The 21626-nt window shown below is 53.1% G+C and carries 20 protein-coding genes and 6 tRNA genes; 15 read left to right on the top strand and 11 right to left on the bottom strand.

Annotation, left to right across the window (positions count from 1 at the left end):
- The first annotated feature begins 71 nt into the window (after nucleotides 1-71).
- Nucleotides 72-428 carry a DUF2502 domain-containing protein gene (locus tag ACOTZF_RS07165; RefSeq protein WP_013098185.1) on the top strand — a complete coding sequence of 119 codons (357 nt, stop codon included), beginning with the start codon at nucleotides 72-74 and terminating at the stop codon, nucleotides 426-428.
- A gap of 33 nt (nucleotides 429-461) precedes the next feature.
- Here the strand turns inward: ACOTZF_RS07165 and ACOTZF_RS07160 are convergent, their stop codons facing one another.
- Complete coding sequence (locus ACOTZF_RS07160) at nucleotides 462-1700, bottom strand: Nramp family divalent metal transporter (protein WP_038984362.1); 1239 nt, start codon at nucleotides 1698-1700, stop codon at nucleotides 462-464.
- A gap of 349 nt (nucleotides 1701-2049) precedes the next feature.
- On the opposite strand from ACOTZF_RS07160, the gene ACOTZF_RS07155 reads away from it, so the two are divergent.
- Nucleotides 2050-3237, top strand: a complete 1188-nt coding sequence (locus ACOTZF_RS07155; RefSeq protein ID WP_013098187.1) for a NupC/NupG family nucleoside CNT transporter — start codon at nucleotides 2050-2052, stop codon at nucleotides 3235-3237.
- A gap of 44 nt (nucleotides 3238-3281) precedes the next feature.
- Here the strand turns inward: ACOTZF_RS07155 and ACOTZF_RS07150 are convergent, their stop codons facing one another.
- The 3 genes from ACOTZF_RS07150 to ACOTZF_RS07140 all read right to left on the bottom strand — a co-directional run bounded on the left by ACOTZF_RS07150 (nucleotide 3282) and on the right by ACOTZF_RS07140 (nucleotide 5878).
- The gene (locus tag ACOTZF_RS07150) at nucleotides 3282-5471 is read right to left on the bottom strand and encodes an EAL domain-containing protein (RefSeq protein WP_047352191.1); all 2190 of its coding nucleotides are present in this window, start codon (nucleotides 5469-5471) and stop codon (nucleotides 3282-3284) included.
- 214 nt (nucleotides 5472-5685) lie between these two features.
- Nucleotides 5686-5761: transfer RNA gene (locus ACOTZF_RS07145), tRNA-Ala, on the bottom strand.
- Nucleotides 5762-5802: 41 nt separating this feature from the next.
- Nucleotides 5803-5878, bottom strand: a tRNA-Ala gene (locus ACOTZF_RS07140).
- 217 nt (nucleotides 5879-6095) lie between these two features.
- Here ACOTZF_RS07140 and ACOTZF_RS07135 point away from each other — a divergent pair.
- Together ACOTZF_RS07135 and ACOTZF_RS07130 are read left to right on the top strand one after the other, a co-directional pair.
- On the top strand, nucleotides 6096-6458 hold the full coding sequence (locus tag ACOTZF_RS07135) for a YfeC-like transcriptional regulator (protein ID WP_020690601.1): 363 nt from the start codon (nucleotides 6096-6098) through the stop codon (nucleotides 6456-6458).
- 1 nt (nucleotide 6459) lies between these two features.
- Entirely contained in the window at nucleotides 6460-6855 is a 396-nt protein-coding gene (locus ACOTZF_RS07130; protein ID WP_038984358.1) for a YfeC-like transcriptional regulator, read from the top strand.
- 43 nt (nucleotides 6856-6898) lie between these two features.
- Here ACOTZF_RS07130 and gltX read toward each other — a convergent pair whose 3' ends face one another.
- The gene (gene gltX / locus ACOTZF_RS07125; protein ID WP_038420306.1) at nucleotides 6899-8314 is read right to left on the bottom strand and encodes a glutamate--tRNA ligase; all 1416 of its coding nucleotides are present in this window, start codon (nucleotides 8312-8314) and stop codon (nucleotides 6899-6901) included.
- Between the two features lie 258 nt (nucleotides 8315-8572).
- On the opposite strand from gltX, the gene ACOTZF_RS07120 reads away from it, so the two are divergent.
- From ACOTZF_RS07120 to ACOTZF_RS07100, 5 genes are all read left to right on the top strand, one after another.
- Nucleotides 8573-8648 (top strand) — tRNA-Val (locus ACOTZF_RS07120).
- Between the two features lie 42 nt (nucleotides 8649-8690).
- Nucleotides 8691-8766: transfer RNA gene (locus ACOTZF_RS07115), tRNA-Val, on the top strand.
- A gap of 29 nt (nucleotides 8767-8795) precedes the next feature.
- A tRNA-Val gene (locus ACOTZF_RS07110) sits at nucleotides 8796-8871 on the top strand.
- Between the two features lie 4 nt (nucleotides 8872-8875).
- Nucleotides 8876-8951, top strand: a tRNA-Lys gene (locus ACOTZF_RS07105).
- 180 nt (nucleotides 8952-9131) lie between these two features.
- Nucleotides 9132-9473: a FlxA-like family protein gene (locus ACOTZF_RS07100; protein ID WP_013098192.1), complete on the top strand. Its 342-nt coding sequence runs from the start codon at nucleotides 9132-9134 to the stop codon at nucleotides 9471-9473.
- On the opposite strand, the gene ACOTZF_RS07095 is transcribed toward ACOTZF_RS07100, so the two are convergent.
- Complete coding sequence (locus ACOTZF_RS07095; protein ID WP_013098193.1) at nucleotides 9470-10405, bottom strand: LysR family transcriptional regulator; 936 nt, start codon at nucleotides 10403-10405, stop codon at nucleotides 9470-9472. The two genes, ACOTZF_RS07100 and ACOTZF_RS07095, sit on opposite strands and share 4 nt — an antisense overlap.
- Before the next feature lie 89 nt (nucleotides 10406-10494).
- On the opposite strand from ACOTZF_RS07095, the gene ACOTZF_RS07090 reads away from it, so the two are divergent.
- On the top strand, nucleotides 10495-11490 hold the full coding sequence (locus ACOTZF_RS07090; protein ID WP_029883927.1) for a bile acid:sodium symporter family protein: 996 nt from the start codon (nucleotides 10495-10497) through the stop codon (nucleotides 11488-11490).
- On the opposite strand, the gene ACOTZF_RS07085 is transcribed toward ACOTZF_RS07090, so the two are convergent.
- The 3 genes from ACOTZF_RS07085 to zipA form a co-directional block, all read right to left on the bottom strand.
- Nucleotides 11487-11702 carry a DUF3820 family protein gene (locus ACOTZF_RS07085; protein ID WP_003861328.1) on the bottom strand — a complete coding sequence of 72 codons (216 nt, stop codon included), beginning with the start codon at nucleotides 11700-11702 and terminating at the stop codon, nucleotides 11487-11489. The two genes, ACOTZF_RS07090 and ACOTZF_RS07085, sit on opposite strands and share 4 nt — an antisense overlap.
- A gap of 1 nt (nucleotide 11703) precedes the next feature.
- Nucleotides 11704-13719: an NAD-dependent DNA ligase LigA gene (gene ligA, locus ACOTZF_RS07080; RefSeq protein ID WP_038984352.1), complete on the bottom strand. Its 2016-nt coding sequence runs from the start codon at nucleotides 13717-13719 to the stop codon at nucleotides 11704-11706.
- Between the two features lie 69 nt (nucleotides 13720-13788).
- On the bottom strand, nucleotides 13789-14775 hold the full coding sequence (gene zipA, locus ACOTZF_RS07075) for a cell division protein ZipA (RefSeq protein WP_023622070.1): 987 nt from the start codon (nucleotides 14773-14775) through the stop codon (nucleotides 13789-13791).
- A 230-nt stretch (nucleotides 14776-15005) separates the two neighbouring features.
- Here zipA and cysZ point away from each other — a divergent pair, with 230 nt between their 5' ends.
- The 5 genes from cysZ to crr all read left to right on the top strand — a co-directional run bounded on the left by cysZ (nucleotide 15006) and on the right by crr (nucleotide 19799).
- On the top strand, nucleotides 15006-15767 hold the full coding sequence (cysZ, locus tag ACOTZF_RS07070) for a sulfate transporter CysZ (protein ID WP_013098197.1): 762 nt from the start codon (nucleotides 15006-15008) through the stop codon (nucleotides 15765-15767).
- Between the two features lie 163 nt (nucleotides 15768-15930).
- Complete coding sequence (gene cysK / locus ACOTZF_RS07065; RefSeq protein WP_013098198.1) at nucleotides 15931-16902, top strand: cysteine synthase A; 972 nt, start codon at nucleotides 15931-15933, stop codon at nucleotides 16900-16902.
- 317 nt (nucleotides 16903-17219) lie between these two features.
- A complete protein-coding gene (gene ptsH / locus ACOTZF_RS07060; RefSeq protein ID WP_000487600.1) occupies nucleotides 17220-17477 on the top strand; it encodes a phosphocarrier protein Hpr in 258 nt (85 codons plus the stop codon).
- Nucleotides 17478-17521: 44 nt separating this feature from the next.
- A complete protein-coding gene (gene ptsI / locus ACOTZF_RS07055; RefSeq protein WP_013098199.1) occupies nucleotides 17522-19249 on the top strand; it encodes a phosphoenolpyruvate-protein phosphotransferase PtsI in 1728 nt (575 codons plus the stop codon).
- A 40-nt stretch (nucleotides 19250-19289) separates the two neighbouring features.
- The gene (gene crr / locus ACOTZF_RS07050; protein WP_003861316.1) at nucleotides 19290-19799 is read left to right on the top strand and encodes a PTS glucose transporter subunit IIA; all 510 of its coding nucleotides are present in this window, start codon (nucleotides 19290-19292) and stop codon (nucleotides 19797-19799) included.
- A gap of 44 nt (nucleotides 19800-19843) precedes the next feature.
- On the opposite strand, the gene pdxK is transcribed toward crr, so the two are convergent.
- Nucleotides 19844-20680, bottom strand: coding sequence for a pyridoxine/pyridoxal/pyridoxamine kinase (gene pdxK, locus ACOTZF_RS07045; RefSeq protein ID WP_023622069.1), 837 nt, complete (start codon nucleotides 20678-20680; stop codon nucleotides 19844-19846).
- 5 nt (nucleotides 20681-20685) lie between these two features.
- Complete coding sequence (gene cysM, locus ACOTZF_RS07040; protein WP_013098201.1) at nucleotides 20686-21597, bottom strand: cysteine synthase CysM; 912 nt, start codon at nucleotides 21595-21597, stop codon at nucleotides 20686-20688.
- Nucleotides 21598-21626 lie beyond the last annotated feature (29 nt).

Genomic DNA, 21626 nt, shown 5'->3' with positions numbered 1-21626 from the left:
AACGAGGCTTTCCCAACTCGTAAAATTGCGTTAACAGGCCCCCTAAGGCCCCGATCGTGAAGGAGAAGAGTATGTTCAGGTCACTGATTCTTGCAGCGGTATTACTGGCTTCGGCCCCGCTGGTCGCCACTGCTGGCGAAATCACCCTGTTGCCATCAGTAAAATTACAAATTGGCGATCGTGACGACTACGGCAGATACTGGGACGGTGGCTACTGGCGCGACCGTGACTACTGGCACCGTCACTATGAGTGGCGCGGCGACCGCTGGTGGAAACATGATAATGGTTTGCACCGCGGCTGGTACAAAAACAACGCCTACGAGCGTGGTTATCGCGAAGGCTGGAACGACCGTGATGACCGCCGTGGCGGCTGGGATCGCGGCGGTAAAGGTCGCGGTGGACATGGTCACGGCCACGGTCGTCACTAATCTAAAAAAGGAGCCTCCCGGCTCCTTTTTCTTTTATAACCCCAATGCCGTGCCTATCAGTAACCACAGGTTCAGCGCCACTACCACAACCACGATGACCCATCCGGTCCGTTTCACCAGCGTGGTGTTAACCAGTTCGCCCATCAGATGTTTGTTGCTGGTAAAGATCAGCAGCGGCACCAGCGCAAGTGCGATCCCGAAGCTCAGCAGCACCTGGCTCATGACCAGAATGCGTGTTGGGTCCAGCCCCATCAGGATCACCACAAATGACGGCAACATTGTGACGGTGCGACGTACCCACAGCGGTATATGGAAGCGGACGAACCCCTGCATGACCACCTGCCCGGCCAGTGTTCCTACCACCGTAGAGGAGAGACCTGCCGCCACCAGGCTTAAGCCAAATATGGTCGCAGCCGCATGGCTCAGTAACGGCTCCAGCGTCAGATAGGCCTGATCGAGATCGGCAATGCCAGTGTGTCCGTTAAAGTGGAACGCAGCGGCAGCGGTTGCCATCATCGCCAGATTCACAAAACCGGCAATCGTCATGGCGATAGCCACATCCCATTTGGTTGCCGAATAGCGTTCTTTGCGCGTCCCCCCGTGCAGGTGCTGGGTTAACGAGGAGTGAAGGTAAATCACATGTGGCATGATGGTCGCCCCCAGCACCCCGGCGGCGAGGAACACCGCTTCAGAGGTTGGCAGGCTTGGGATCACCATCCCTTTACCGAGCTGCGCCAGGTTAGGCTGCGAGAAAATCAATTCGACAATATAGGCCGCAGCGACAAACAGCAGCAGGCCGCCGATGACTTTTTCCAGCGGTTTTTGCCCCCGACGCTGCAGCATCAGAATAAGGAAGGTGGCAATGCCGGTAAGCACCGCCCCCTGCAGCAGCGATACGCCAAGGATCAGCTTGAAACCAATTGCCGCACCAATGAATTCGGCGAGATCGGTTGCCATCGCAATGATTTCCGCCTGGATCCAGTACAACCATACCGCCGGGCGCGGGTAATGATCGCGAATCTGTTCCGCCAGGTTTTTACCGGTGGCAATACCCAGTTTCGCGGAGAGCATCTGAATCAGCATAGCCATCAGGTTAGCCCAGACAACCACCCACAGAAGCTTATAGCCAAAGCTGGCCCCGGCCTGAATATTGGTCGCAAAATTGCCTGGATCGATATAGCCAATGGCAGCGATGAACGCAGGTCCCATTAATGCGAACCGCAACTTGCGCGCTGCTCTGCCACTGCTACCCTCTACGCGACTGTTTGTCATTTCTGCCTCTGAAATATAGCCTTTGCTATGTTTAATGCTATCAAAATGAGAATGATTATCAAGATCATTTGTAACGGTTGCAGTGATTTCTCTGATAGCTTTGAACGATAGACAGGCGGGTAAGCGGGGGCGCTCTAACAGAAACCGAAATCGCGCGCTCTTTTGTGAAGACTAGCACACAAACTTAACTTTTCACTCATTTACCTAACATAACAAAAATGTATTGTGGATCACTATTTTTGAGACTCGTCACAGGATGTAACTATAGTGTGTCCTTGATCTCGTTTTCTTTTCGGTTGTTACATAGAATGTGCACGAAAATTAAACCTGCCTCATATTTGGAGCAAATATGGACCGCGTCCTTCACTTTGTCCTGGCACTCGTTGTCGTTACTGCGCTTGCGTTGCTGGTCAGCCATGACCGTAAAAAAATCCGCATTCGCTTTGTTGTTCAGCTTCTCGTTATTGAAGTTTTGCTCGCGTGGTTCTTCCTGAACTCCAACGTGGGGCTTGGCTTCGTAAAAGGCTTCTCCGAAATGTTCGAAAAACTGCTCGGATTCGCCAACGAAGGGACGAACTTTGTCTTCGGTAAAATGAACGACGAAGGGCTGGCGTTCTTCTTCCTGAAAGTACTTTGCCCAATCGTCTTCATCTCTGCGCTGATTGGTATTCTGCAACACATCCGTGTTCTGCCGATTGTGATCCGCGCCATTGGTACCGTACTGTCCAAAGTTAACGGTATGGGTAAGCTGGAATCATTCAACGCCGTCAGCTCCCTGATTCTGGGCCAGTCAGAGAACTTTATCGCGTATAAAGATATTCTCGGCAAGATGTCCCGTAACCGTATGTACACCATGGCCGCAACAGCAATGTCCACCGTTTCCATGTCTATCGTGGGCGCGTATATGACCATGCTGGAACCAAAATATGTGGTTGCTGCTCTGGTGCTGAATATGTTCAGTACCTTTATCGTGCTGTCACTGATCAACCCATACCGTGTTGAGGAAGGCGAAGAGAACCTGCAGATGGCAAATCTGCACGAAGGTCAGAGCTTCTTCGAAATGCTGGGTGAATATATTCTGGCGGGCTTTAAAGTGGCGATTATCGTTGCCGCGATGCTGATCGGCTTCATCGCCCTGATCTCTGCCCTGAACGCCCTGTTCGCCGCAGTTCTGGGCATCTCCTTCCAGGGCATCCTGGGCTACATCTTCTACCCTGTTGCCTGGGTGATGGGTGTCCCTGCTCACGAAGCGCTGCAGGTTGGCAGTATCATGGCGACCAAACTGGTTTCTAACGAATTCGTTGCAATGATGGATCTGCAGAAAATCGCCAGCACGCTCTCTCCACGTGCGGAAGGCATCCTGTCCGTGTTCCTGGTTTCCTTCGCGAACTTCTCGTCCATCGGTATCATCGCCGGTGCGATTAAAGGTCTGAACGAAGAACAGGGTAACGTTGTTTCTCGCTTCGGTCTGAAACTGGTTTACGGCTCAACGCTGGTGAGCGTACTGTCAGCATCTATCGCAGCACTGGTACTGTAACCCGTCACGTTATATAAGAACCGGGAGCCTGGCTCCCGGTTTTTTTATGCCTGCAGTGCGTCAAGCGGCGTCGGTTTGCCTATCAGGTATCCCTGCAGGTAATCCACACCAAAACGCAGAAGCATGTCGCGTTGCGCCGGCGTCTCCACATATTCTGCCACCACACTCAGTGATTTGGTTTTTGCCAGATTACAAATCGACTGCACAATCATCGCGTCCATGTCGTCGGTACAGATATCTTTAACAAAGCAGCCATCTATTTTAATGATATCCGCCTGAAGGCGTCTGAGTCGTTCGTAGTTGGCATAGCCGGTACCAAAATCATCAATCGCGATACGGAACCCACGATCCCGTAGCTGCTGAAGGTTTTTGATACTGCTGCCAGAGTTCGAGAAGGCCTGCTCTTCCGTGATCTCAAGGACAACGTCCTGCGGCGCGATACCATAGTGTTCGAACAACGCGCTAATCTCGGTAGCCACCTCTTTTTGCATCAGCGTCAGAGGCATCAGATTGACAGAAAAGCGAGTGCCACCCTGCGACGCAGGATGATCGCGCAACCACAACAGCAGTTTTTCCAGCACGCACATATCAAACCGGTGGCTCAGGTTAAACTGGGCAATCAGCGGGATGAAGCGGTCAGGCGTGATAATCTCTCCCTCGCTTTCCATGCGCGCCAGTATTTCGTAATAACCGCTGCCGTCCGCTTTTTGGATTGGCTGGGCATATAAATGAAACTGACCGGCATCCAGGGCATGTTTGATACGCGCTAACATCAGCACCCGTTCTGTGGTTTGCCCCGACGCGGCCTCCAGGCTATTGGTGAGCGCGAGTACGTTATGCGCTCCGCATGACTGCTCGGCAAGCCAGCTCAGTTGGCCCAGCGTATGGTGCAAGTTCTCGCCGTTTTCAACCATTCCCCAGGATGCGCCAAACTCGATATCCAGCCCCGTGTTGTTCCAGTAAATTTTTCGGCTGTTTAATTGATCGACCATATGCTGCAGCCGTTCAGCGGTTTCAGGCCCCAGCAATACAATGACCAGCTCGCTGCCTGGCAACTGGAAGAGCTTCTCATCTTTCTGCAACAGCGGCTGCAGGGAGGTGGTTACCCTACGTTTGCAATGCACCCGCATAAGAATGCCGTAGTGGCGGCTTAAAAATTCCAGGTTGTCCATCCGCAGGCAGCAGATTTTTGCATCCGGCTGAGCCTGAAGAAACTCCTCCAGCGCCCGAATATTCGGTAAACCAGTCAGCGGGTCGGTCAGCGCCCTGTCCTGCCAGTCCTGCTTCAACCAGTTGCTTCGCTGGTAGAGCCGCGACATGTAAAGCAGACAGATAGCGAAAGAGATCAGCACAGACAGGATAAAGGAGAGTGAATGCCCAGATTCGACGCCATTAAGGAAGTTGTAGTTATAGGTCAACAGCAGCAGAGCGGATGCCGCCCACAGTAAAGAGATGAGCGCATAGCTGAGGCGACTGATACCTAGCGTAAAGAGAATAAAAATGACTGGCATTAAATAGCCAGCAATAACCGGTGACTCAAATGGCGCACATAACACGGCAAGGGTGAAAATTAAAAAAGCCAGCCAGATGAATACATACAAAGATTTTTTATGAAAAAACACTGGCTTCACGCTCCGCAGCCAGAAGGTTCTGACATAGCGGGGATTAATTATCATTCTTAATGGATAATAGAACATCATGGTGAAAATCAACGCTGCGCATATCAAGCTTTGAATATCAACGATGTTATAAATTACGGTGCCTTCGCCAAAGAATGTTGAGATAGTCACGGGAAAATCAAATAAAAAGCCAGCCAGATACATCAACCCTTTAATGCCTATCGGCACCATAAAGCCCAGCCAGAATATACGTTGCCCAATGTGTTTGTTCGGCACGCAGTGACGCCAGCGCTTGCCCAGCACAAGGCGCAGGACGCCACAGGCAGCAAAAACAGAAAACGTCTGACAGATCAATAATACTAAATATTGTAGTGGTGCTAAATTAATATTGTAGATGTTAGCAATAGTGAAACTTAAAAGAATGGGAATGATTGCCCGACGCCCAAATAACAAAATCACGGCCAGCATAACGCTTAACGGCAGCCATGCCAGATAAACATCATGACCATTTACTATAGCGCGTGGAGAGATATAACGGGAAAAGGGCACCGTAATCAAACACAGCGCCAGAGCAATCATAAATATCTTTACATTATTGTAAGTTTTTCTATTCATTAAGTTGGATAATCTGTTTTACCATGCAAATTATTGGCCGGACGGATAATAGGTTTATTAATTGCTCGAATCAAGTTGAAGTCCATTTATAGACTCGTTTATTGATTTGGATTGAGGCGAGGTATAGGAACGCTGCTAATTTGGCAACAAAAGAGGGTGAAGGTCGTTACAAAGACATAAAAAAACCCCCGTCTTTCGACGAGGGTTCAAATTTTGGTGGAGCTAAGCGGGATCGAACCGCTGACCTCTTGCATGCCATGCAAGCGCTCTCCCAGCTGAGCTATAGCCCCACATGTTACTTTACTTACCCTACTCTGTTGGGTTCAGAGTTTGGTGGAGCTAAGCGGGATCGAACCGCTGACCTCTTGCATGCCATGCAAGCGCTCTCCCAGCTGAGCTATAGCCCCATCGTAAAGCTGTCATGTTGACGGGCGGCATAATATGAATTCCGCTGCGGAGTGTCAACGGCAAAATCATTCACTGCCGTTCAATCGCCGAAAAATCATGCAAATGAACCACTTTGCGAGCCGCCTCGCAGTCAGGAGTTAAGCCTGTCACGTTTTCACCTAAAACGGTGCTATAAAATGAACCGTTAATTGACCCCACAAATATTCAGGAAATTGTATGATCAAGGAACGAATGACGCCAGAAGAGTTAGCCCTCCTCACTGGCTATAGCCGCCAGACCATCAATAAATGGGTACGCAAAGAGGGTTGGATTACATCGCCAAAACCGGGAGTTCAGGGCGGGAAAGCGCGCCTGGTACATGTGAACGAGAAAGTGCGTGACTTTATCCGCAGCGCGCGCCGGGCAACGGAAACCGCAGATATGCCGGAAAATGCGTTGCAAAACGGTTCTCTGCACACATTACTTCTGACGCTGGCGAATGAAATGACGCCGGAAGAGCAAAAGCAGATGACATCGCTGTTACTGCGGGAAGGGATTACCGGATTGTTGCAACGTTTAGGGATTCGCGACCATAACTGATATGAAAAGATTACGCAGCAAAATGACCACGGAAGAGCTGGCGAACAGCCTGGGTGTTGCCCGGCAAACCGTTAACCGCTGGATTCGTCAGCAGGGCTGGAAAACCGAAGGGATCAATGGCGTGAAAGGGGGACGAGCGCGGCTGATCCATATTGATACTCGGGTGAAGGAGCATATCATGAACCTCCCGGCCATTCGCAACCGTCAGGCGGTTTACCACCTGGCAGAAGCAACGATGCCCTATGGCGATCCTGCGTCGTCGAATCTGCTCGTGCAGATTGTCGACACGCTTGAAAACATGACGCAGCTGGAACAGGAACGACTGCACGTGTTGCTAAAACGCGAAGGCATCAGCGGTTTTCTTACGCGCCTGGGTATTGCTGAATTACACGCATAAAAAAACGGCAGGTTACCCTGCCGTTTTTGCTTCTCAGGCTGTTTTACTGCTGGTTTTCACGTTCAGCAATAAATCCCAGAGCCTTGTTAATGCGCGCCACGCTGCGAGACTTACCGATCGCGTGAACGGTAACATCCAGCGCCGGAGACTGACCCGCACCGGTCACCGCTACGCGCAGTGGCATACCTACTTTACCCATACCGACTTCCAGTTCGTCAGCGGTAGCCTGAATCGCATGATGCACATTCTCTGCGGTCCACTCAGTGAGGGCCGCCAGTTTGTCACGTACCACTTCCAGCGGCTGACGCGCAACAGGACGCAGATGTTTCTTCGCGGCATCCGCATCGAACTCATCAAACTCTTCATAGAAATAGCGGCAGCTTTCGGCGATCTCTTTCAGCGTCTTGCAACGCTCGCCGAGCAGTTTCACCAGGTCCGCCAGCTCAGGGCCAGTACGGGTATCAATATTGGCCTGCTCAATGTGCCACTGCAGGTAAGTCGCCACATATTCCGGCGGCATGGTATTGATGTAGTGGTGGTTCAGCCACAGCAGCTTGTCAGTGTTGAACGCACTGGCGGATTTGCTCACAGAGTTCAGAGAGAACAGATCGATCATCTCTTCGCGGCTGAAAATTTCCTGATCGCCATGAGCCCAGCCCAGACGCACCAGGTAGTTCAGCAGCGCTTCCGGCAGATAGCCGTCGTCGCGATACTGCATAACGCTGACCGCACCGTGACGTTTAGACAGCTTTTTACCGTCGTCACCGTTGATCATTGAAACGTGCGCATAGACCGGAACAGGGGCATTTAACGCTTTCAGGATGTTGATCTGGCGCGGGGTGTTATTGATATGGTCTTCGCCACGGATAACGTGGGTGATTTCCATGTCCCAGTCGTCAACCACCACGCAGAAGTTATAGGTTGGAGAACCGTCGGTACGGCGGATGATCAGATCGTCCAGCTCCTGGTTGCTGAATTCGATTGGGCCACGGATCTGGTCGTCAAAAATAACAGAGCCGTCCTGTGGGTTAGCAAAACGCACCACGCAAGGTTCATCAGCGGCATGCTCGCTGTGGTCATGGCGGCAGCGGCCGTCGTAACGCGGCTTTTCGCCGTTCGCCATCTGCTCTTCACGTAGCGCATCCAGGCGCTCTTTAGAGCAATAGCATTTGTATGCCGTACCCGCGACCAGCATCTCGTCAATTACCGCGTTATAACGGTCAAAACGTTTGGTCTGGAAGTAAGGACCTTCATCCCACTGCAGATTCAGCCAGTTCATCCCATCCATAATGGCTTCAATTGCTTCCGGCGTGGAGCGCTCGAGATCGGTGTCTTCAATACGCAGCACGAACTCACCTTTGTTGTGGCGTGCAAAAAGCCAGGAATAGAGAGCAGTACGTGCACCACCGACGTGCAGGTAGCCTGTCGGGCTGGGCGCGAAGCGAGTTTTGATTTTCATGAAATGGCCTTACGTTATAAAGATGCCGGCAATCGGCAAATCCTGGGGAAAAAACGATGGGCAATATTCTATCACTGTGCGGCGATTCCTCAATGTCGATCCCTTTATCGTGACCGAGTTTGCTGTTTTTGTTTAGAAATCATGCGCCACAGCCCATTTCACGATCGTTTTGTTTAATTTTACGACGAACGAATAAAAACTTTAGAAAATGCGTTGACTCATTTTCAACTCTCCCTATAATGCGACTCCACACAGCGGGGGTGATTAGCTCAGTTGGTAGAGCATCTCCTTTACACGGAGGGGGTCGGCGGTTCGAGCCCGTCATCACCCACCATCTACTTCACGTAGACTCGCAGTGTAGATAAGAATTGAGATTGGGCGATTAGCTCAGTTGGTAGAGCATCTCCTTTACACGGAGGGGGTCGGCGGTTCGAGCCCGTCATCGCCCACCATTCTCACCTTATCGCAGCAGTTCCGAAATGGGCGATTAGCTCAGTTGGTAGAGCATCTCCTTTACACGGAGGGGGTCGGCGGTTCGAGCCCGTCATCGCCCACCATTTCGGGTCGTTAGCTCAGTTGGTAGAGCAGTTGACTTTTAATCAATTGGTCGCAGGTTCGAATCCTGCACGACCCACCAATGTAAAAAAGCGCCCTAAAGGCGCTTTTTTGCTATCTGCGATATGGACGGTTCGAATCTTTTGCACAGAAACTTCCTGTAGCCGCTCCAGCCAGCCTAACGCCCTGCCAGATATAGCAGTTTTCCTCAAGCTCCCACCATCGGTGCCGATATCTCTGTTTTATGGTAAGAGGAAAGACTATGACGACCATTCAGACATCAACCCACCCTATTCAAACCAGTAACAGTGGTGGGAGTGCTTCCAGTGGCAACGATATTGCTGCCCAAATCAGCCGCATTACGGAGCAAATCACCAAACTGACTCAACAGCTAAAAGAGCTGCCAGAGAGTGCCGGCAGCCCGGAAGAGAAGAAAAAACAGCAGGAGCTCATTCAGGCACAGCTTAAAGTGCTGCAGACACAGCTTGCACAACTATTGCGCCAGCAGGCGGAAGAGGCCCAGAAGAAACAAGACCAGAAGCAGGGCAAAGTGGAAGGGGTAAACAACCCATCAGATGTCAATCAGATCGATATTTACATCTAATCATCTGCAGCATTAAACAGTGGGTCGCGTATGCGGGCTTCGGTTAACCGTTGCGCCTGGATACGCACCACTTCCCAGATAGCCTGTGCCGCCCCCGAAAGAGAACGATTTTTTCGTCGAACCAGCATCAGCTTTCTGTCAACCACCGGGGTCAACCGTCTTACAGCCAGCCGGCTCCCCTGTGGCAACGGCAGCGCCAGGGCAGGCAATACGCTGATCCCAATGCCTGCCTCAACCATAGGAAACAGCGTAGCCGGGTGACCAATCTCCTGCACGATGGTTGCTTTTACCCCCTGAGCATTCAGCGCGGAGTCAATCAATGGACGGCTGCCCGATGCATAATCCTGTAATACCAGTTTCGCGCCCTGCAGCGTCTGCCAGCTGACATGAGGCAGCATTGCCAGCGGATCGTCGTCCCGACAGAGCAGCAAAAAAGGCTCAGAAAGCACAATCTCACACTCCAGGTCACTCACCTGGCCGGGATCGATGACGATGCCAAAATCCACATCGCCCTGGCGGATGCTCTCCAGCACCCACTGTTGCGGCCTGTCGTGCAGCACAAAATCGATATCCGGATAGCGCTGGTTACCCTCAGCAATACACTGCGGAATAAGATGCGCCGAAATCGTCTGGCTTGCTGCCACCCGTACGGTGCCAGAAAGCTGCTGCCCCAGTCTCCCGACATCCCTGAGCGTGCTGTTCAGTTCATCCAGTAACCGCTCCAGTCGCAGTGCCAGCTGCTGTCCGGCTTCGGTTAATACCACTTCACGCGTGGTGCGGTCGAGTAGACGCACACCTGTCTGGAGTTCTAGTTCTTTCACACTGTGGCTGACGGCCGACTGGCTCAGGCCAATGATCTCCCCTGCCCGGCTGAAGCTGCGGGCATGGGCCACGGTGACAAAAACGCGAAGCTGACGTAAGGAATAATTCATCTGTTTAATTCATGAATAGATGCAATAAATCAATTTTATTTCTCAAAGGGAACAAAGCACAATAGCGACATCTGTTTTCAGGAGTCATTATGAAACTATTTCGTATTCTTGATCCGTTTACACTTACCCTGGTCGTCACCGTTTTACTGGCCTCCTTCTTCCCCGCGCGCGGCGGTTTTGTGCCATTCTTTGAAGGACTCACCACCGCGGCCATCGCGCTGCTGTTCTTTATGCACGGCGCCAAACTCTCCCGCGAAGCCATTATCGCAGGGGGAAGCCACTGGCGACTCCACCTGTGGGTCATGTGCAGCACCTTTATTCTTTTCCCAATACTCGGCGTGCTGTTTGCGTGGTGGGCTCCGGTCAATGTTGACCCGGCGCTCTATACCGGTTTCCTCTACCTCTGTATTTTGCCAGCCACCGTCCAGTCCGCGATTGCCTTTACTTCGCTGGCAGGCGGCAACGTCGCGGCCGCTGTCTGCTCGGCATCGGCATCAAGCCTGTTAGGGATTTTCGTCTCGCCGCTGCTGGTTGGCCTGCTGATGAATATGCACGGTGCAGGCGGTAATCTGGAGCAGGTAGGGAAAATCTGTCTGCAGCTGCTTCTGCCATTTGTCCTTGGTCATCTTTCTCGTCCGTGGACGGGGGCGTTTGTGGCGAAGCACAAGAAATGGATCTCAAAAACCGATCAGACGTCGATCCTGCTGGTGGTTTACTCCGCCTTCAGCGAAGCCGTGGTGAATGGTATCTGGCATAAGGTGGGCGCAGGCTCGCTGCTATTTATCGTAGTGGTCAGTATCGTCCTGCTGGCGATTGTCATTGCGGTAAACGTCTTTGTGGCACGCAAGTGCGGCTTCAACAAAGCAGACGAAATCACCATTGTGTTCTGCGGCTCGAAGAAAAGCCTGGCAAACGGCATCCCGATGGCCAACATTCTGTTCCCGACCTCAGTGATTGGGATGATGGTACTGCCGCTGATGATTTTCCATCAGATCCAGCTGATGGTCTGTGCGGTACTGGCGCGTCGTTACAAGCGTCAGACGGAAAAACTGGCGCAGGAAGAGACCCGCGCCGCGAAGGCTTAAGGACGTTTCAGGGGCTGAACCAGCTGGGTCAGCCCCTCGGTTTTAATCAGTAGCGTGATGGCCATCAGCTCACCCAGTCGTCCCGCCGGGAATTCATCCTTTCGGGCAAACCACAGAAGGTACTCTTCCGGCAAATCAATCAGCCTGCGGCCCTTATATTTACCGAACGGCATCTCCGTATTGGCGATCTCGACGAGCTGCTCTTTTTCCACGTTACTCTCCCAGCAGACGCATCATTTCTGCTTCATCGATTACCTCAATCCCGAGCTCCTGCGCTTTTGCAAGCTTGGAACCGGCGGCTTCCCCGGCGATCACCAGATCCGTTTTCTTCGACACGCTGCCCGCCACTTTTGCCCCCAGTGCCACCAGACGCGCCTTCGCATCATCCCGTGAAAGCTGGCTGAGACTGCCGGTCAGTACTACCGTTTTACCGGCAAACGGGCTGTCGATCTCTTCGGCATTGACGACGACCGGCGCAGGCCATTTAATGCCCTGCTCCAGCAGTTTTCCGATGACGTCGCGGTTGCTCTCTTCGGCAAAGAAGTTAAAGACGTGCGTGGCCACCACAATGCCAACATCAGGCACTTTTTGCAGCTCCTCAATGCTCGCTTTCTCCAGCGCGTCCAGCGTGCCAAAGTACGCCGCCAGACCTGCAGCGGTGGCTTCACCCACCTCACGAATACCAAGCGCATAGAGGAAACGGGCAAACGTGGTCTCTTTGGCGGCTTCCAGCGCATTCACCACATTCTGAGCCGACTTCGGCCCCATGCGGTCAAGACCGGTCAGCTTACCCGCCGTCAGTTTGAAAAGATCCGCAGGCGTATGGACATACTCTTTCTCAACCAGCTGATCGATAATTTTGTCGCCCATGCCGTCAACGTCCATTGCCCGTCGGGAAACGAAATGCTTGAGTGACTCTTTACGCTGCGCGCCACAGATTAATCCCCCGGTACAGCGAGCCACCGCTTCGCCTTCCACACGCTCTACGTCTGAGCCACATACCGGGCAATGCGTCGGAAACACGATGGCGCGCGTATCATCAGGGCGCTCTGACTGAACCACGTTGACGACCTGCGGGATCACATCTCCCGCCCGGCGAATCACCACTTTGTCACCAATACGCAGGCCAAGACGATCGATTTCATCCGCGTTATGCAGCGTGGCGTTGCTCACCAGCACACCGGCCACGTGCACTGGCTCCAGACGTGCAACCGGCGTGATGGCTCCCGTACGACCCACCTGGAACTCCACATCGCGGACAAAGGTCATCTGCTCCTGGGCCGGGAATTTAAACGCCACAGCCCAGCGCGGTGCTCGCGCCACAAAGCCTAGCTGTTCCTGAAGCGCAAGCGAGTTAACCTTGATCACCACACCATCGATATCAAAACCGAGCGTCGGGCGGTCTTCTTCAACCTTGCGATAAAACGCAAGAACCGCCTCCGGTGAGTCGCAAAGCTGCACGCGGTTGCTGACCGGCAAGCCCCACGCTTTAAACTGCAGCAAACGCCCGAGGTGGGTGTCCGGCAGCTCCCCTCCTTCCAGAATACCGACGCCATAGCAGAAGAAAGTAAGCGGTCGCTTCGCGGTAATACGCGGGTCCAGCTGGCGTAAAGAGCCTGCCGCCGCGTTGCGCGGGTTCGCAAATACCTTCCCACCGGTGCGACGCGCCTCTTCGTTGATTTTCTCGAAGCCCGCCTGCGGCAGGAAAACTTCACCGCGCACTTCCAGACGAGCAGGAATATTGTCGCCGTGCAACTTCAGCGGGATCGCGCGGATGGTACGCACGTTGGTGGTGATGTCTTCCCCGGTGGAGCCATCACCGCGCGTTGCGGCACGGACCAGCACGCCGTTTTCGTAGAGGATGCTGACGGCCAGGCCATCCAGCTTCAGCTCACAGCACCAGGTCAGGGCGTCGCTGCTTTTGAGTCGATCCTGCACACGCTTATTAAAAGCGAGAAAGCTCTCTTCATCGAAGACGTTATCCAGAGAGAGCATCGGCACTTCATGACGTACCTGGCTGAACGCACCTAGCGGCTCAGCGCCGACACGTTGGGTTGGGGAGTCCGGGGTGATCAACTCCGGGTGCTGCGCCTCTAAATCGCGCAGTTCACGCATCAGGCGATCGTACTCCGCATCCGGCACTTCCGGTGCGTCCATCACATGATAAAGATATTCATGATGGCGAAGCGTGGTTCGCAGTTCAGTGATTTGTTGTTCGATTGAGTCCATATCGCACCATCAATGAGAAAAAACCCCCGACAGGCGGGGGTTGAGGAGGAGTTGAAGAAAACGCGTCGATTACGCGTTGGCTTCCTTAACTTCGCGGATGCGGTCCTGATACTCGCGCAGTTTCTGCGGCGTCATCATGCGACGCTGGTCGTCGAGTACCACACCACCCACTTCGTCAGCGATGTGCTGAGCGGACTGCAGCATCAGCTTAAAGTTTTGCAGTTCATCACCGTATGACGGAACCTGCATAAAGATCGTCACGCCCGGCGTCACGAAATCGCCCGTCATTTCAGGGTCGAAGGTGCCAGGGTTAACCATGTTGGCCAGGCTAAACAACGCCGGGCCGCTACCGTCCGGGCTCAGGTGGCGATGGAAAATATTCATGTCGCCAAACTTGAAGCCAGCCTGTTGAATACTGTTAAGCAGCACGTCACCGTTCAGATGGCTGCCGTGATGGGCGGCCACGTTCATGATGATCACCGCTTCTTTACGCTGCGGTTTTTCAACAACCGGTTCTGGCTCTACAACGGGCTCTGGCTCAACCTGCGGTGCCGGGGCTGGCTGTGGTGCAGGCTGCGCCTGAACAGGCTGTTGCGGCGGTTGCTGTACCGGCTGAGCAGGCTGCGGTTGTACAGGCTGCTGCACGGGTTGCTGTGGAACCGGCTGCGGCGCAGCTGGCTGCTGTTGAACAGGCTGCTGCGGCGGCTGACGCACCGGCTCTTCCACAGGCTGCGGCGCAGGCTGGCGCGGCTGTGCAGAAGCATACGGCGGTTGATACTGGTGCTGCGCAGTACGGGGGGCTTCATGCTCCCCATGAGCCGCGCCGGGCGCAGTATTGACCCGATGAACACGAACTTCACCCACGCCGTCGTCATCGCGATCGTCGATGTCATATTCACTGTCATCGTCGTCACGACTGGACTTCATGCGCTTCAGTGGGCGATCGCGAAACATAGAAGAACGCTCTTTACGGCTGGTCCAGAAACCATGTACCAGTAAAGCGATTATGGCGATCGCGCCAACAATGATTAATATCAGACGCAAATCCTGCATCATTATATTCTCTGTTGTTCTAACACCTTGCCACCACGGCAAACATTTACTCACTAAGAGTATTTGCCGTTTACGTCAAGTGCAAGTGTGTGCAGAGCATTCACAGCATAAAGATGAACTAAATCGTGCTTTTTGCTGTTTTTTCGAACATTTCCGAACTGGTCATTGGTCCGTAACTGGATAATATAGGCGGGCAATTCCACTGGTTGTGAAAAAAGGAGTACAGCCTGGTTATGGTTTCAACATCTTCTTCTCCCCCACGCAGCGGCGTCTGGTATTTTTCCCAGGGCTGGAAACTGGTCTCCCTGCCGGGTATTCGACGTTTCGTCATTCTGCCCTTGCTGATCAACATTATTCTTATGGGCGGCGCCTTCTGGTGGCTTTTCACGAAGCTTGAAAGCTGGGTCCCGGCCATGATGAGTTATGTACCTGACTGGCTGCAGTGGCTGAGCTATCTGCTGTGGCCACTCGCGGTGATTTCTGTGCTGTTGGTGTTCGGCTATTTCTTCTCAACGATTGCCAACTGGATTGCGGCGCCGTTTAACGGCCTGCTGGCGGAACAGCTCGAAGCGCGTCTGACCGGTGCCACACCACCGGACACGGGCGTACTGGGGATCATGAAAGATATTCCGCGCATCATGAAGCGCGAATGGCAAAAATTCGCCTGGTATCTCCCCCGTGCAATTGTACTGCTTCTCCTTTATCTGGTGCCCGGTATCGGCCAGACGGTGGCGCCTGTGCTGTGGTTCCTGTTCAGCGCCTGGATGCTGGCTATTCAGTACTGCGACTACCCTTTTGATAACCACAAGGTGCCCTTTAAAGAGATGCGTACCGCGCTGCGCACGCAGAAAGTGGCCAATATGCAGTTTGGCGCGCTTACCAGCCTGTTCACCTTGATCCCCTTCCTTAATCTTTTCATCATGCCCGTTGCGGTGTGCGGCGCAACGGCAATGTGGGTCGACTGCTACCGTGCTAAGCACGCGTTATGGAAGTAATGCAAAAATGTGTAAACAAGGGATGGCTTATGCTATCCCTTATTCCATACTGATCCCCATTATTTCCTTGCAGTATATAGATATGCGAATTCCTTACTTCCCCCTACCTGCTTAGCAGGTATGCTGGGTCGGTATCCCAATTTCATACAGTTAAGGACAGGCCATGAGTAAGATTTATGAAGACAACTCGCTGACTATCGGTCATACGCCCCTGGTTCGACTGAACCGTATCGGTAATGGACGCATTCTGGCGAAGGTCGAATCCCGCAACCCGAGCTTCAGCGTAAAATGCCGTATCGGTGCAAATATGATTTGGGATGCCGAAAAACGTGGCGTGCTCAAGCCTGGCGTAGAGCTGGTAGAGCCTACCAGCGGCAACACCGGTATTGCGCTGGCCTATGTGGCTGCGGCGCGTGGCTATAAGCTGACGCTGACCATGCCTGAAACCATGAGCATCGAACGCCGCAAGCTGCTAAAAGCGCTGGGTGCAAACCTGGTGTTGACCGAAGGCGCGAAGGGCATGAAAGGTGCCATTCAGAAAGCCGAAGAGATTGTTGCCAGCGATCCGGCGAAATACCTGCTGCTTCAGCAGTTCAGCAACCCGGCAAACCCGGAAATTCACGAAAAAACCACCGGCCCGGAAATCTGGGAAGATACCGATGGCCAGGTTGATGTGTTTATCTCCGGCGTGGGTACCGGCGGTACGCTGACCGGTGTGTCACGCTATATTAAAGGCACGAAAGGTAAAAAAGACCTGATCACCGTGGCCGTTGAGCCGACCGACTCGCCGGTTATCACCCAGGCGCTGGCGGGTGAAGAGCTCAAACCGGGCCCGCACAAGATTCAGGGTATCGGCGCAGGCTTTATTCCGGGTAACCTGGATCTGAAGCTTATCGATAAAGTCGTCACGATCACGAACGAAGAAGCCATCTCGACGGCACGCCGCCTGATGGATGAAGAAGGTATTCTGGCCGGTATCTCTTCCGGTGCTGCCGTTGCGGCGGCGCTCAAACTTCAGGAAGATGAGTCCTTTACCAACAAGAATATTGTGGTTATCCTACCTTCGTCAGGTGAGCGTTACTTAAGCACTGCACTGTTTGCCGATCTGTTTACCGAGAAAGAACTGCAACAGTAATGCCAGCATGTTAATAACGCGTAAAAAAGCACCTTTTTAGGTGCTTTTTTGTGGCCTGCTTCAAAGTTTTACCCCTCCTGGCATTGATTCACCCCGTTGGGTCTGGTATTTAAACCAGCAATTATTTTGATGCGTGAAATTAATCAGCGAACGAAATACCCTTGCTGAATCGATTTTATGATTTGGTTCAAGTCTTGCTTTCGCTGCATAATGTTTAATGACGATCGAAACGTCAGCGCTAACAATACAGGCTAAAGTTCAGTCGCCAGGCTAGACTTTAGTTCCACAACACTAAACCTATAAGTTGGGGAAATACAATGTTCCAGCAAGAAGTTACCATTACCGCTCCGAACGGTCTGCACACCCGCCCTGCTGCTCAGTTTGTTAAAGAAGCGAAAGGCTTCACTTCTGAAATCACTGTGACTTCCAACGGCAAAAGCGCTAGCGCAAAAAGCCTGTTCAAACTGCAGACTCTGGGCCTGACTCAGGGCACCGTTGTCACTATCTCTGCTGAAGGTGAAGACGAGCAGAAAGCAGTTGAGCATCTGGTAAAACTGATGGCTGAGCTCGAGTAAGTTTCCGGGTTCTTTTAAATATCAGTCACAAGTAAGGTAGGGTTATGATTTCAGGCATTTTAGCATCCCCGGGTATCGCTTTCGGCAAAGCATTGCTGCTGAAAGAAGACGAGATCGTCATCGACCGGAAAAAAATTTCTGCCGACAAGGTTGATCAGGAAGTTGAACGTTTTCTGAGCGGTCGTGCCAAGGCATCTGCGCAACTGGAAGCAATCAAAACTAAAGCTGGCGAAACTTTCGGTGAAGAAAAAGAAGCTATCTTCGAAGGGCACATCATGCTGCTCGAAGATGAGGAGCTGGAGCAGGAAATCATAGCCCTGATTAAAGATAAAGGCATGACGGCCGACGCGGCTGCGCATGAAGTTATCGAAGGTCAGGCATCTGCCCTGGAAGAGCTGGACGATGAATACCTGAAAGAGCGTGCGGCTGACGTACGTGACATTGGTAAACGCCTGCTGCGCAACATTCTGGGTCTGGCCATCATCGATCTGAGCGCGATTCAGGACGAAGTGATCCTGGTTGCCGCTGACCTGACCCCGTCTGAAACCGCACAGCTGAACCTGAACAAGGTGCTGGGTTTCATCACCGACGCCGGTGGCCGTACCTCCCACACCTCAATCATGGCGCGTTCTCTGGAACTGCCTGCCATCGTGGGTACCGGTAACGTCACCACTCAGGTGAAAAACGACGACTATCTGATTCTGGATGCCGTAAACAACGTGGTTTACGTCAACCCAACTAACGATGTGATCGAGCAACTGCGTACCGTTCAGGAGCAGGTTGCCACCGAGAAAGCGGAACTCGCTAAACTGAAAGACCTGCCAGCCATCACGCTGGACGGCCATCAGGTAGAAGTGTGCGCTAACATCGGTACCGTACGCGACGTCGATGGCGCTGAGCGCAACGGCGCGGAAGGTGTGGGTCTGTATCGTACTGAATTCCTGTTCATGGACCGTGACGCCCTGCCAACTGAAGAAGAGCAGTTTGCGGCGTACAAAGCGGTGGCTGAAGCCTGTGGCTCTCAGGCCGTTATCGTCCGTACCATGGACATCGGTGGCGACAAAGAGCTGCCGTACATGAACTTCCCGAAAGAAGAGAACCCATTCCTGGGCTGGCGTGCAGTGCGTATCGCCATGGATCGTAAAGAGATCCTGCGTGACCAGGTGCGTGCGATTCTGCGTGCCTCTGCTTTCGGTAAGCTGCGCATTATGTTCCCGATGATCATCTCTGTTGAAGAAGTGCGTGCACTGAAGAAAGAGATCGAGATCTACAAACAGGAACTGCGTGACGAAGGTAAAGCATTTGACGAGTCAATTGAGATCGGCGTAATGGTGGAAACACCAGCAGCCGCGACCATTGCGCGTCATTTAGCCAAAGAAGTTGATTTCTTTAGTATCGGCACCAATGATTTAACGCAGTACACCCTGGCAGTTGACCGTGGTAATGATATGATTTCACATCTCTACCAGCCAATGTCACCGTCCGTACTGAACTTGATCAAGCAAGTTATTGATGCTTCTCATGCAGAAGGTAAATGGACTGGCATGTGTGGTGAGCTTGCAGGCGACGAACGTGCTACACTTCTGTTGCTGGGTATGGGTCTGGACGAATTCTCTATGAGCGCCATTTCCATCCCGCGCATTAAGAAGATTATCCGTAACACGAACTTCGAAGATGCGAAGGTGTTAGCAGAGCAGGCTCTTGCTCAACCGACAACGGACGAGTTAATGACGCTGGTTAACAAGTTCATTGAAGAAAAAACAATCTGCTAATCCACGAGATGCGGCCCAAATTACTGCTTAGGAGAAGATCATGGGTTTGTTCGATAAACTGAAATCTCTGGTTTCTGATGATAAGAAAGACTCCGGAACTATTGAGATTGTTGCTCCGCTCTCCGGCGAGATCGTCAACATCGAAGACGTGCCGGATGTAGTGTTTGCTGAGAAAATCGTTGGTGATGGCATTGCTATCAAACCAACTGGCAACAAAATGGTTGCTCCAGTTGACGGCACCATCGGTAAAATTTTTGAAACCAACCATGCGTTCTCTATCGAATCTGATAGCGGTATCGAACTGTTCGTTCACTTCGGTATCGACACCGTTGAACTGAAAGGCGAAGGCTTCAAACGTATCGCAGAAGAAGGCCAGCGTGTTAAAGTTGGCGACCCGGTGATTGAATTCGATCTGCCACTGCTGGAAGAAAAAGCCAAGTCTACCCTGACGCCGGTTGTTATCTCCAACATGGACGAAATCAAAGAGCTGATCAAACTGTCTGGCAGCGTCACCGTGGGTGAAACCCCGGTTATCCGCATCAAGAAGTAATTCTTGCCGCACAGAAAAATGGCGCCTTCGGGCGCCATTTTTGTTTATGCAGGGAGGATAAGCTCGTCGTAACCTTTCGACTGCGTATAGATCATGACGTCAGTCACCCGATCGCCTGCCATGCGTATGGCGTCAGCAACGGTTTTCCCCCCCACGATACCGCTGACCAGTTCTGAACAGAACAGATCGCCCGTTCCTTTCAGATCCGTCTCGACGCGCGGGTGCGCGCTTACGGTAACGCCCTCTTTACTCACCAGCACGACGTGAATATTCTGCGGGTCGTCGGCCACTGGCGCACTGGTTATCGCCACCCATTTCAGCGTATCGGAAAGCAGCCCCTGCGCAGCGGCGATGGCGCTCTCTGGCGTGCGGCACGGTTTACCGCTTAACACTTCCAGTTCGAATACGTTGGGCGTAATGCCCTGCGCCAGCGGCAGCAGATGCTCACGATACGCCTCAGGAATATCAGGTTTAACGTACATACCGCTGTCGATATCCCCGATCACCGGGTCAACCAGCACCAGCAGCTCCGGGTGCTGCACTTTGATCGCCTTCAGCCACTGCGCCAGCAGAACGATCTGGCTGGCGCTGCCCATGTAGCCAGTGGTGACCGCCTTAAGCTCGCGCAGGATCTCGCGCTCTTCCAGCGACTTCAGGTAGCCGCTGAACCACTCATCGGGGATCACCCCGCCGTAAAAGGTGTCATAGTGCGGCGTGTTGCTGAACAGCACCGTCGGCACGGCGGTCACGTTAAGCCGGTGGGTACGAATATTGGGTACCGCAATGCTGTTCCCCACGCTGCCGTACACCACCTGCGACTGCACCGCAACAATATCGGTTTGCTGCGCCCGGGTCTTATCCCGGAATAAAATCATCTCCATGACGCTTAAATCCCCGCCCCCTGCGAATAACTCTCTTCGCCAAAGACGCCGGTAGACAGATAACGATCGCCGCGGTCGCAGATAATCGCCACCACCACTGCACCAGGGTTCTCCTGCGCCACACGCATCGCACCTGCTACCGCGCCACCCGAGCTAACCCCGCAGAAGATGCCTTCGCGTACCGCCAGCTCGCGCATGGTATTTTCCGCCTCGCGCTGATGAATATCCAGCACCTGATCCACCAGCTGAGCATTAAAAATGCCCGGCATGTATTCCGCAGGCCAGCGACGAATACCCGGAATGCTGCTCCCCTCTTCCGGCTGCAGGCCGACAATGGCGACCGGTTTTTCCTGCTCGCGCAGAAAACGCGACACGCCGGTGATGGTGCCGGTGGTGCCCATGCTGGAGACAAAATGGGTGATACGCCCGTCGGTTTGTTGCCAGATTTCCGGGCCAGTGGTCGTATAGTGGGCGTAGGGATTATCCGGATTATTGAACTGATCCAGCAGTTTGCCTTCACCGCGCTCAGCCATCGCCAGCGCCAGGTCGCGCGCCCCTTCCATCCCCTGCTCTTTGGTCACCAGTATCAGTTCAGCACCGTAAGCCCGCATCGCGGCGCGGCGCTCCTGACTCATGTTGTCCGGCATCAGCAGCTTCATGCGGTAGCCTTTCAGCGCGGCAATCATCGCCAGCGCAATGCCGGTATTCCCGCTGGTGGCCTCAATGAGCACGTCGCCTGGCTTAATTTCACCGCGCTTCTCAGCCTGGACAATCATCGACAGCGCCGCGCGGTCTTTGACTGACCCCGCCGGGTTATTGCCTTCGAGTTTGACCCAGATTTCGCTGCCGTTGTCAGGCCCCATGCGCTGAAGCTTGACCAGTGGAGTGTTGCCAATGGTGTGTTCGAGTGTATTCACGATTTTTACTCAATAAAAAAGCCGGGTGG

The organism is Enterobacter cloacae complex sp. SHL021, from assembly GCF_049237765.1.
Taxonomy (GTDB): domain Bacteria; phylum Pseudomonadota; class Gammaproteobacteria; order Enterobacterales; family Enterobacteriaceae; genus Enterobacter; species Enterobacter cloacae.
Note: the sequence above shows the minus strand (reverse complement) of the source record. Positions and strands in the feature narration are given on the sequence as shown.